This window comes from Rickettsia endosymbiont of Culicoides newsteadi, from assembly GCF_002259525.1.
In the GTDB taxonomy this organism is placed as follows: Bacteria; Pseudomonadota; Alphaproteobacteria; order Rickettsiales; family Rickettsiaceae; genus Tisiphia.
In genome coordinates, this window is sequence record NZ_MWZE01000034.1 from 1 (window position 1) to 12,139 (window position 12,139).

Sequence of the window (12,139 nt, forward strand, 5' to 3'; positions counted from 1 at the left end):
AAACTTTTTTCGCTATCTATATTATCTAAATCTTTAGTATTTGATATAAAGTATTTATTTATATATTGACTAGAATTGACGACATATGGGTCAGAATTGGCAACAACGCTTCCTGATGAGGGTTTAGCACGATCTTTCACTTCATTTTGTAGATGTTGTTGTATCATATCTGGTAAAGTAACAGTAATACGCCAAACAGACTTATCATGTAGATTACTATCTTCATCATCATTTTTAACAAAGAAACGTTTTCTAGTAATAAATCCTTTTGTCTCTAACTCCTTTAGAGTTTTAGAGATGACATCCTTACTACAGGAGTATTTATCTTGCAGTTCTTTGTAAGTAGTAGTTAAAGAATAACTATTAGGTGGAGCGACATAATTAACATAATCATCTGTCTTGATGTTATAAGATGTATACATAAACATTTCACTTAGTTCTTCAGTGTTTTTAGCATGATATTGACTAGTCTCTGTAGTATTATTGTCACAATCTCTATGTTTCAGATAATATCTATATCCTATAGCATAAAAATCTAACCATAGAACTTTTGCGTACTTAGCTAAATAGTTACAAGAAGTAATAAGCAAAAGTAGATCGTAGTTAAGCTTAATAAACATCTTAGTTCTATCAAGGTAAGCTCTTTTATTTTCTAGATTAGGTAAGTAAGCGGCAGAAGTAAAATTAGAATATAAAGAAGTATCAGTAGAATATGTACCAATATTAAATCTGTTGGGAGTATTAGCTAAAGAGTTAAAGACTGAATCAGGCAAAGTAGGTGTAATAGTATTTTTCTTATTCTTACCATCCTTACTTTTGCTTCGATAAATATCAAAATAACCTTTTTGTTCTAGGCTTTGCTGCATGAAAAATATTTCAGCTACAGAACAATTAAGCTTCTCAGCCCATTGTCTTGCAGAAATAGTTACACTACGTTTCTTACCTTTATTGTGATTAATGAGACTTAAACTATCAGCTAATATGTAGAACAACTTTTCAAGGTCACAGAGATGTGTGGTTGTAAGAATGTGTTGTAGTACGCAGGTAGTAATTGGGGTGTAGGATTTATTCTCAGTTACTACGGTGTGTAATGAGGTAAAGTCAGGTTTAGTGTCCTTGGAAGAATTAGTTACTACTTCAGTATTAATTAGAAGATGTGAAATAGGTATTATAGTTGAAGATATTTGCATGTTGCCCCATAATGGAGCTTAAGAAGAGATTAGTATTGATTTTTTATAACTTATATTATATAATTAAACAGTAACATGTCTACTTAAGCTTGTGTTTTTTTTATTTCCAAAGTTCACATTAACATAAGCTGTGGTAGACAGTCAACTATTTCTTTTTACTAAATCACCCTGCTACAGTAATGAATTTGCTTCTAAAGCTGTGTAATTTTCCAATTACCGTACAAGTATTTGTAATGATTACTACATCACTTTGATAATTAAAATACTATAATTTATAGTTCAATGATGATGTTTTTTAAGCTTTGTTATATAAAAAGAGTAGTTAATTAGTTGTTTTGACTGAAAGATTATTAGAAAAAATTAATCCCTGGTCGTGAAAATATTGTAATATACTGTCCACATATGAGTATCTACTGGTGAGGTAGGTATTATTTATTTTGCTTTCATATTCAGTAATTACCGATTTTTTAATTGATATGCATTTGCTAAGAGATGCTTGTGTTAATCCTAAAGCACATCTAGCAACAATGAGTTGAAATCTAGTTAAATTATTTTCTATAGGCTTAGGTTCTATAATAGTATTTAAAGTGATAGTATGTTGATCTATAAACAATAAATTATTTTGTGTAAAATAATTATATAAAATTTGGGCGTTTTTTGTAGTACAATTTATTAATGCTAAATTAGCAGTATTTTTTTCTAATCTCATGAGAGTAACTTTGCTTACTCCTGTATTTTGGCTTAATTGTTCTAAGTACAAATTTAACGCTTTTCGTGAGGCTCTTAATTGAAATCCTGTAAGAATCATTTAGTATCCCTTGTTTTTTATGTTTACTGAATTCTTTCTAGCATCGGCAAGATTTATTTCTTTTTCAGTAATAGTCCCGCACGGTTCTCCATTTAGATTAAATCTCGCTGCACCTTCTTTGTGATTGATATAGTATTTTGATTTTCGTATATACCAACTCACCCATTTACCAATAGATTGATTTGAGAGATTTACTTCTTTAGCAAGTTCTTTATGAATACCAATAGCAAGTATTACAGGATTTTGCATATTAATTATATTAGGAAACTTGTTGTGTAATTTGTTATATATTTCTTGAAAATCAAGTGTTACTTTTTTTGATTCTGAAATAGAAATATTTGATGTAATTATTTTAGTACCTTGCAAAGTATTAGATTGAGACAATTCTATTGTGTCGTTAAAATTTGATGGGTCAGATAGTTTATTATTAATCTTCATAGTTTTCGTCATAAATTTTTTCTCTATCACTTTTTGATAACTTAGCGAATGATATTAGAGCTGCCCTAATGACACCTGATTTTGTTAACCTATCTTGCTTTGATAAAGATCGAATTAACTCAATATATTTATCATTCATACTTAAAGTTATGTGTTTACTTTTATTATTATTGATACCATTTTGATATTTATTAACGTTTTCTATAAATTGCTTTTTTATATCTTCTTTTTTTAACCCTAATAATTTAGACATTTTTGATCTCTATATTCAAAAATTCATTTACTACTTTACATAATTCCTCTTTAGCCTTTAAATCAGTATTTTCTTCATATACACTAGACCCTGATTCTTCACTATCATCATATATATTTCTGTAAAATAAGATAGAATCTAAGCATGGGATATTCCAATTATGGCATATCACCTTTGCATCTAAAATTCTCTGCATTTGTGAAGGAAGATTTGGAGCTTGATTAATTACAGTAGCATATCTAATATTATTGTTAGTAATTTTAGCTTCTGATAATAATTCTTCTAGATGTGGTAAAGTTTTTAAATCTCTTCGTTTAGGTCTGATTGGAAATAGTGCATGAGAACAAGACACTAATGCAGATCTTAATGCTTTAGAATCTTGACCACCGCAATCCACTATTATAATTTTATATTTTTTCTTAAGTTGTTCTAAGCTTTTTAGTATATTACCATACAATTGTATACATTCTATATATAGTAAATTTTTATTTTCGTTTCTTTCTTGTATCCAGCTTGAAGTAGTTTTTTGTGGATCGCAATCAACTAATAAAACTTCTTTTTCTATTCTACGAAGAATAGTAGCAAAATTTTGTGCTATACAACTTTTACCAGATCCACCTTTTTCCCCTCCAATTAATATAAGCATAAATATGTACCAGTATGTATTGATACATAGTAGTATAATCAATATGTATTAATATGCAATGGTATTAATAGATAAATACTAGTATGTATTAATATGTAGTGGTATTAATAGATAAATACTAGTATGTATTAATATGTAGTGGTATTAATAGCTGAATACTAGTATTTCACTAAGGTCTTTACAGATGGGGTAATCTTTAATATTTCATATAATAAGGCATTCCAAAATTTAGTGTCAATATCTTAATGGATTAAGCTATACTAATGGAAATGTGTATATGAAGATATCGTCACTATGGCTTGTTACGCTTGGAATCAACTTGCTCAGAATGTAAATTTAGTAAAATCAATTATTTATATTTATAGAGACTGGATAAATACACCGCGTTAATTATTGCAATTGGTATTAATTACTTGCAGCTCATACTTCAAATCCCCAAGCCCATTCTTTAAAGTATGCATGTCAAGGACATAACCATACCATTCATTTCTGAGGTGATTCCATTTGAGAGAGTGGCTTCTGATATGAGAACGAATTTCTAGTGAAGGTTTTTCGTCTAATTTAAGAATGACAGCAGTTTTTTGTTGTTGTTTTTGATCAAAATCAGCTTTGCCAGTTTTAGTCCATTGTTCTTGAATATCAGATTGGTTGGTTAGAGAATTCTTTAGAGATAGTAGAGAGCCATATAATGTATTGGTAGGTAAGTGATCAAGTTCAGCTTTTACAATTAACCCACCCATTTCTATCAAATGACGAGTACGCATTTTACGTTCTTTAAGTTTGAGTTTAGTTTCTTCAGCAATTAATCTATTTTTCTTTTGCTCTAATCGAATTTTTTGTTCTGTTACCGCCTGCATGTAATTTATATCCTGTAAAATATTTGTTTAGAAATAACAAATTATCAAATTATTTGATAATGAGCAAGAATATACTTGTTAGGGTAATAGTAACTAAGTGAACCAAGTTCGAATATATAGAAGTCTAGACTGCATTTACTGCTTATCTTCCCCCTGTTATTAAATATGTTTATTAGACCATAATGTTCTAATAATTTCGCTAGAGTCTTATCTAATTCTTTTTCGGAGTTGTTATAAGGTTCTAGAACTCACTCGTTAGAGTAGTTATAGACGCAATAGGCAAACTAAAGTTTGCTTGCTTTTAGAATCATCTCAGTTATTATATAGGTATATAATGTATATGAATTAGTTATTAAGCAATGGCGATACAGTTTGCGAGAGTAGAATTAGTAGGAAGAGCGAGCGGTGGTAATGCTTGTCTCAAAGGAGCATATAATGCAAGGAGTAAGATTAAAGATATTAATACTAATGTAACTTATAACTTTCAAAATAAAGGAGATAATGTTTATCATGAGATTTTATTAGCTGATTGGGTAGATAAAAAGTTTAAAGATACAAAAGAACTAATGAATGAAGTAGAAAGGACTGAGATTAGAAAAAATAGTTCTCTGCTGAAAGATATTGTAATAGCTCTGCCTGATGATAAAGAGTTAACTCTACAAGATAGAATTAATATAACACATATTATTATTGACAAGATGGAGTGGGTAAAAGAAGGGTTAGGAGTACAATTAGATATTCATAAGCCACATAATGGAGAGAGGAATTGGCATGCACATATATTAGTGACAAAAAGGAGATTTGCTGAATGCGGTAGTAAGTTAGGAGAGAAAGCAAGAGATTTAGATATTCAAGTCCGAGGTGGTAAGAATCCATTTGGTATTGCAGAAGAGCAGATGATTCATGAGAAGGTAAGGGACATTATCAATGGCTATTTTAAGGAATTAGGTTTATCAAATCGAGTGGATAGCATAGGTACTATAACCCAAGAACACATTGGACCAGTACGTATGAGGAGTGTTTTAAACCAAGCAGCGGAAAGGAATGAAGAAAGGAAGCAAGCTGAAATAGAGCATTTAGATTGCGGAGCTAGAGTGTTAGAGAAGGTAACGCGTCATATGAGTGTCTTTACTAAAGGTGACTTAATGAGAGCAGTGAAATACGTACCAGATGTGGAAAGAAGAGAAAAGTTAGTATCAGATGCTTTAGTAGATAAATCAGTAATAGCGTTATACAGAGAAGATGGTAGTTGTACTGAGTATTATACTACGTCTGCGGTTAGAGTAGAAGAGCAGAAGATATTGCGTCTTAGCAGTTATGTAGCGAGTAGCCAGAATGTGTTTACGAGTAATCAAGATATATCTAAACGTACAATTGAATCAATCGTAGCAGTAGAGGGCAAGCTAACAGAAGAACAGCATATTGCCTTAACCAATATACTAACCTCAAAATCAGCTCTACAAATAGTGCGGGGTAGGGCAGGTGTAGGGAAAAGCCATGTATTACGTCAGATTGCTGCAATTGCACAAGAATTAAAGGTACATGCGATAGGAGTTGCTCCAACCCATAAAGCTAAAGAGGCATTAGTTTCTGATGGTTTTAGGAATACTGATACGATTAAGGGGATGCTGTTTAAATTAGCTAATGGAAGATTTGCTTTGCCAAAGAATAGTGTAGTAGTAGTAGATGAAGCGGGAATGATAGGAAATGATGATTTTAGTGAGTTACTGCGGGTAGCAGCTACTCGCAAATGCACAGTAATTTTGTCAGGAGATGAGCGTCAGCTGACTAGCGTACAGCGAGGAGGAATGTTTGAGGTGTTAGCGAACAAATATGGTAGTAGTACAATATTAGATATAAAACGTCAGGACAGCGATTGGGGCAAGCAGACGGCTATGGCATTGTCTAATGGAGATGTTAGAAGAGCTGTGAGTATATTAGAAGAAGAGCAAAGGATTAAGTGGAGTTCTGATGCAATTCAGTCAATGCAAAGTTTAGTTGCCGATTGGCATAAGAGCAGTTACGCTATTGATGATAAAATAATATTAGCGGTAAGAAACAAAGACGTAGCAGCCTTAAATCATGGAGTACGTCAATATTTAAAGCTAGAGGGTAAGCTAAAGGGTCAAGAGATAGAAGTAGGAGGTAATCACTACATGATCGGAGATCGTATAGTGATGAGTAGTACCAACAAGGAGCTTGGTGTAGTCAATGGTGAACTTGGAGTGATATTATACGCTGAAACGAATAGATTCATTATATCGCTAACGAATCCAAACTATATAAAAGACAGTAAGGATAGGAAAAGCAGCAGTGAGTATAGAATGGTGGAATTCAATCCATCAGAATTTCATAGTTTTAAACATGGCTATGCTGTAACTGTATTTAAGGGACAAGGTGCATCGATAAAAGATGTATATGTCTACCACAATGGTTTTTCTGGTTTAAGGAACAGCTACGTTGCATTATCAAGAAATATCAGTGAGTTAAATTTGTATGTTAATAAGGTAGCCACTTCAGGAAAAGAAAGTTTAATTAGACAAATGTCTAAGACGATAGATAGTGGTAGTAGCTTAAATTACTTAACAAAGGAGGAAGCTAATCATAGCTTAGAAGATATAGATATCTTAAATAATATGAATGGTTTGAGTAGGTCATTGGTAGGGATTTATGATTTTGCTGCAAATAATATAACCAAGCTAATGGATAAATATTTACCACAAGAGGAGTATTACCATTATAGAGAGCCTAGTAAGAGTGTAGTAAGTGTAGAAGAGGTGCTTGATAGGTTATATGAAGAAAATCAACATATGGATGCTGCAGTAGAGACAAGAGAAGAGAAGCTGGTAGTAGGAGGTAACCTGCATAGTAGTCAAATTGCTACAGGAAAAAAATTAGGAGAAATTGGTCATGTTGCTAATACAAGTATTGTGGTGGATGATGTAACGTCTAGTGTATCTAATTCTGGTATTAATGATATAGGCATGTTAGAGGGTGATAAAGATGGAAACATAATAGCAATGAGCAGAAAAGGTTCATCAAAGGATAGATTTTACGCAAATATTGATTATAAGAGAGGTCAGGAGAATAAATGGGAGGAGAATAGAGAGCGTTATAGCACTGAGGTAGATAATCTTAGAAGAGAGCTATCCATGCAAGCAGAGTCAGTAGTTGTAGATTTATTAGGAAATCCGAATAGAAAACTATCGAAGGGGTCAACCTTAAAGTACGGTAATAATGGGTCATTGGCAGTAAAGATTAGCGGCAATAAAGCGGGTACTTGGTATGACTTTAGCGAAGGTAAGGGAGGAGATTTGTTTGATCTTGTACAGCGTGAGAAGAATTATGATTTTAAAGAATCAGTGAGTTATTTACAAGATAGATTAGGGATTACTCCTAACAAGATGAGATCTAACTTACAGGTGGTAAATGATCATGTGATATCAGATAGATATGTAGAACATTGTAAGCGAGTTGATAAGGAGAATTCTGAGGAGATAGTCAAGATACGCAAAGCGGAAGAATTATATACAAAAAGCAAAGAGATAGAGTTAAGTTCTACAGCTGGACAGTATTTAGTACAAACAAGAAAGATTGATATTGATTTGGTAAAGGAGGATGAACTAAGTCACGATAGGTTAAATGATGATGGAATAAGTCGTAATAGTCTAAGTCAAGATATTAGAACGACTAATTGTTATGAGAAATCTGTTAAACGTAAAGTGCCTGCCTTGGTAGCTTTTGCAAGAAACACAAAAGGGTATATTACTGGTGGTCAGCAAATATTACTGGATAGCAAAACAAATAATAAAGCTGATGTTGATATTGTAAAGAGATCGTTTGGAAAAATAGCAGGGTCTTTTGTTGATGTAGGAAGTTTCAGCAATGGTGATATAAATAGTGAGTTCAATAGTCATAGTAACAGTACTAATACTAATAGCAATACTGATATTAGAAATAGAAGAAGCGTCACCATTATTGCAGAAGGTCTAGAAACTGCTTTATCGGTCAAACAAGCTTTAGGTAATGATTCCGCTCATCAAGATAAACAAATAAAAATAGTTTGTTCGTTAGGCATAAGTAATATCAAGAATTATCATGCAGTATCAGGTGAGAAAATAATTATAGCAGCTGATAATGATGGAATAGATGCAGTAACGAATAAGACAATCGAAGTAGCCAAGAACGAATTACTAAGTAAAGGAGGATTTGTTGAAATAGTGAGACCAAGTAAAGTAGGAGACTTTAACGATATATTAAAGGACAAAGGTTTAGGAGAGGAGGAGATTCAAAAAGCATTTAGTAGAGCATTAACAAAGCATGCAGCCGTTACGTTGGAGGAATATTTTGGTAGTAGCAATGAAGGAGAGAAATTAAGTAAGCAAGAGCATGCTAATATTAGTTACATTCAGCAATTTAAGATTAATGAAGAGAAAATAATAGATGCTTATAGGAGTAGTAATGTAAAGGGTAGTAGCGAACTTGATAGTACACGCAAATCAGTAGAATTTGCAGATAATTTTGTTGATGAATATAAGGATTTGGTGAATGAAGCTAATAGGTATGGAGCAAAACTTGAAAGGCAAGAGCTAGCAGTATCATTAGTAGGAAAAAGTTATGAGGAGATGAAGCAAAGCCTGACAAGTGTAAGAGATAAATATTATACTTTTGCTCAGCTTGGAGAATTAGTAAAAGCTAAGCAAAGAGCCAACACACCGGAGCAAGCGTTCAAAGCCTTAGAAAATGAGCAGAAATATCTAGCTAGTTTACAAGTTAATTGTAAGGAGTATGAACATGATTATAAGGAGTATGATTATAATGGTGTTAGTCTGTTAAAGTCTATAAAGCACGCTTATTGTAATGAGAAAAACAATGTATTTGAACAGTTGAATAAATTAGGATCGTATATTGATAGAACTGCAATGCAGCCTAGAAAGATAACTAATACAATTAAGCATTCTACAGATAGTGCTAGTGCGTTACAAAGTTTAACGCATCAATATCATATCCATGTAATTGATAGGCTAAAGCAACATTTAAATGATATTCACTCAGGCAAAGAGATGATAATAGACGGGAGATCATTTACATGTCAGTTAAAGTTACTAGATTATGCATTAAAGGTGCATGAGAATAATGAGTTTTTTCCTAGAGAACATATACAGCAAGGTCGAGATAAATTTGCTGCCCAGCAAAGAGTAATATCCAAGGAGTTCGAAGGTCCTTCTCTATAGTATAGAGTTGTTTACTAAAAGTAGTGTATTTACAGGATTTAGGTCTAGTGATGCAAGTTACTTTTTGATATCTATTTGATGTGTACTAATTTATAAGTTAGAAGACAATAGAAAAAGTACTAAATATACTGTAGATTAAATGGTAAATCAGAATATAATAGACAATATAGTAAACGAATTGATTTAATAGACGTATTTGGATAGATAAAATGAGATTATTTGGTTATGCTAGAGTATCAACTTCCGATCAATCATTAGAAATACAAAAACAGGCTCTCAAAAAAGCAGGAGTTATCGAGTCAAGAATATTTTCTGACAAAACAACAGGTAGTAATCTTGAACGAGAAGGGCTAAAATCATTAATGGTGAAAGTTGAGGAAGGTGATGCAGTGTTAATTACTAAACTGGATAGATTAGGTAGAGATACCGCAGATATGATCAGCCTAATTAATCGCTTTGATAAAATGCGTGTAGGAGTACGTTTTTTAGATGATGGCATTAGCACCGAAGGGTCTACTGGTAAAATGATAGTAACCATTTTATCAGCAGTAGCACAAGCCGAACGTCTGCGGATTTTAGAGCGTACCAACGAAGGTCGGCTTGAAGCAAAAATTAAGGGCATAAAATTTGGAGCTAAGCGGCGGATTGATAGAAAGCAATTATTGCAATATAAGGAGAAAGGTATTCGAGGTACGGCCTTAGCGAAAAAAATGGGTATAAGTCGTGCTGCTGTGTACAAAATATTGAAGGAAGAACAGTCAAAGGTTGACTAGACAATAGCTTAACAAGCAAGTATAAAGTATAAATAATATGACAAAAATGTTAGCAACATACGTCACGCATCAATGGCATTATCTTAAAATAGCTAAGGAAATATATGTCTGGTTTCAAGAAAACTTTTAATTTTACATCAGAGTTCATTATTGATATTGAGAGAGTAACTGATATAAACTATTTTAAATCTTTTAAATTAATAGCTATACAAAATTCAGCATCTTTCTATTTTGACGATAACGATCCATTAGTATTACCTAAATTTTATGCAGGATTAAGCTATCTTACAGGACCAGGCGATGACCGATATGATGATTATAAAGGTTCATATAGTTTTATGTTCAAGCTCCAAGTCCAAAAAAATAGTAAAATTAGTAAATATTGTTATCACATATATCATTATCGTTCCTATATTGAATTTGCTGTCTATCAGCTAACTTCTCAAGGTGATCCACGGGCATCTAATCATTATCATCAACCAAATGATGAATTGTTTTCTGATAAAGATATATGCAGTTTTAGTAACTTATTTTATAATTATGTACAAGAATGTATGGAAAGTGCTAAATACTCGCCCCAACCATTTGTAAAATACTCTGATTCAAATTTGTTATTATTTGGATATTCAAGAAATAAATATTTTTTTAAAGATTATGAAAATCAAGATATATATGAAAAGAAAAAAGAACTTTTAAAAAAAGAATTAGCCAAAATTCCGTTGGTACATTAAGAAGAATAATATTGTATGACAAAAAAGTTAAAGCATGATTCATTGGTCAAAACAATAATGGCTGATCCCGTGGCAGCACAAGAATTTCTGGAATATTATTTGCCAACTGATTTTAAGAATTTAGTAGATTTATCAAAAATAACCGTAGAGAAAGAAAGCTATATAGAAGAATCTTTAAATAAGAAATATAGCGATATAGTGTATGGAGTTGCGACTAAAAAGCAAGGTAAGGCTTTTGTTTATATATTAATTGAAGCACAGTCAGGTGTTGATTATTGGACAGCTCTGCGGTTATGGAAATATACATTATTATTATGTGAGAGACATAAGAAAGGAAGGAATAAACTACCATTAGTATATAATTTAGTTATTTATAATGGTAAAGAAGTTTATAATGCTCCTAGGAATTTGTGGAGTTTGTTTACCGATGCAGTGATAGCCAAGAAACTAATGACAGAGGATTATCAATTAGTTGATTTGCAAAGTATGTCGGATGATGAGATTGTCAGGAAGAAGCATATCGGGATGTTAGAATATATGCTAAAACACATACATCAACGAGATATGATAAACCTTTGGGAGGAATTTTTACAAAGGTTTAAATTAGAGATATTAGTAGATAAGGAAAAAGGCTATATTTACTTAACGTCATTTTTATGGTACACTGATGCCAAGCTGCCTGAGGAAAAGCAAAAGGAGTTAGAACAATTACTAACTAAATATTTATATGCAGAAGATAAGGACAATATCATGAGAACTGTTGCACAAAAATATATCGAAGAAGGTGAGGTTAGAGGCAAATCTATAGGCATCCAAATAGGTGAAGCTAGAGGTGAAGCTAGAGGTGAAGCTAGAGGCAAAGCTGAACGAAATATTGAAGTAGCAAAAAATATGTTCTCAAATAATTACTCTATCCCTGAAATCTCTCGTATTACCGGTTTATCTATTCAGGAGATCAACAATCTGCTTAAATCCTAGTTCTTTGCAAAGAGGTAAGCCCTTTGACCTTGATCATTCTATGGTTATTTTTTCCATAAGATTGTCGTTGTCCTTAGCTTTAATGAATTACCAAACGGCTCAAGACCATTTGGTAATTCACTATAATGGACTGAAGAAAATGGACAAAAAAAAAATAGAGTTAAAAGCTTCCTAATTAAGATAAAATAATAAGAAAAAATTAGGAGAAAAAATGACAAAAGAAAAAGCAAG

At 32.1% G+C, this 12,139-nt stretch carries 10 protein-coding genes and 1 pseudogene; 4 read left to right on the forward strand and 7 right to left on the reverse strand.

Features of this window, described 5'->3' with window-relative positions; translation table 11 throughout:
- From RiCNE_RS03545 to RiCNE_RS03570, 6 genes and pseudogenes are all read right to left on the reverse strand, one after another.
- Positions 1-1,190 (reverse strand): annotated as a pseudogene (locus RiCNE_RS03545) (hypothetical protein); the annotation flags it as partial.
- A 322-nt stretch (positions 1,191-1,512) separates the two neighbouring features.
- A complete protein-coding gene (locus tag RiCNE_RS03550; RefSeq protein ID WP_094649244.1) occupies positions 1,513-1,998 on the reverse strand; it encodes a hypothetical protein in 486 nt (161 codons plus the stop codon).
- Positions 1,999-2,448, reverse strand: coding sequence for a ProQ/FINO family protein (locus tag RiCNE_RS03555; protein WP_094649245.1), 450 nt, complete (start codon positions 2,446-2,448; stop codon positions 1,999-2,001).
- On the reverse strand, positions 2,426-2,689 hold the full coding sequence (locus RiCNE_RS03560) for a hypothetical protein (protein ID WP_094649246.1): 264 nt from the start codon (positions 2,687-2,689) through the stop codon (positions 2,426-2,428). The genes RiCNE_RS03555 and RiCNE_RS03560 overlap by 23 nt, the downstream gene beginning before the upstream one ends.
- Positions 2,682-3,335, reverse strand: a complete 654-nt coding sequence (locus RiCNE_RS03565; protein WP_094649247.1) for an AAA family ATPase — start codon at positions 3,333-3,335, stop codon at positions 2,682-2,684. Before RiCNE_RS03565 ends, RiCNE_RS03560 begins: the two co-directional genes overlap by 8 nt.
- Positions 3,336-3,721: 386 nt before the next feature.
- Positions 3,722-4,192, reverse strand: coding sequence for a conjugal transfer protein TraD (locus RiCNE_RS03570; RefSeq protein ID WP_094649248.1), 471 nt, complete (start codon positions 4,190-4,192; stop codon positions 3,722-3,724).
- A 359-nt stretch (positions 4,193-4,551) separates the two neighbouring features.
- Between RiCNE_RS03570 and RiCNE_RS03575 the strand changes: the two genes are divergently transcribed.
- From RiCNE_RS03575 to RiCNE_RS03590, 4 genes are all read left to right on the forward strand, one after another.
- Positions 4,552-9,426, forward strand: a complete 4,875-nt coding sequence (locus RiCNE_RS03575; protein WP_094649249.1) for an AAA family ATPase — start codon at positions 4,552-4,554, stop codon at positions 9,424-9,426.
- 209 nt (positions 9,427-9,635) lie between these two features.
- Positions 9,636-10,199, forward strand: a complete 564-nt coding sequence (locus RiCNE_RS03580) for a recombinase family protein (protein WP_094649250.1) — start codon at positions 9,636-9,638, stop codon at positions 10,197-10,199.
- Positions 10,200-10,303: 104 nt separating this feature from the next.
- Positions 10,304-10,930 (forward strand): hypothetical protein, encoded by a 627-nt coding sequence (locus RiCNE_RS03585; RefSeq protein WP_094649251.1) that lies wholly within the window; start codon positions 10,304-10,306, stop codon positions 10,928-10,930.
- A 15-nt stretch (positions 10,931-10,945) separates the two neighbouring features.
- Complete coding sequence (locus RiCNE_RS03590; RefSeq protein ID WP_094649252.1) at positions 10,946-11,908, forward strand: Rpn family recombination-promoting nuclease/putative transposase; 963 nt, start codon at positions 10,946-10,948, stop codon at positions 11,906-11,908.
- A gap of 44 nt (positions 11,909-11,952) precedes the next feature.
- Here RiCNE_RS03590 and RiCNE_RS07795 read toward each other — a convergent pair.
- A partial coding sequence (locus tag RiCNE_RS07795) for a hypothetical protein (RefSeq protein ID WP_204839950.1) occupies positions 11,953-12,139 on the reverse strand: 187 nt, incomplete at its 5' end.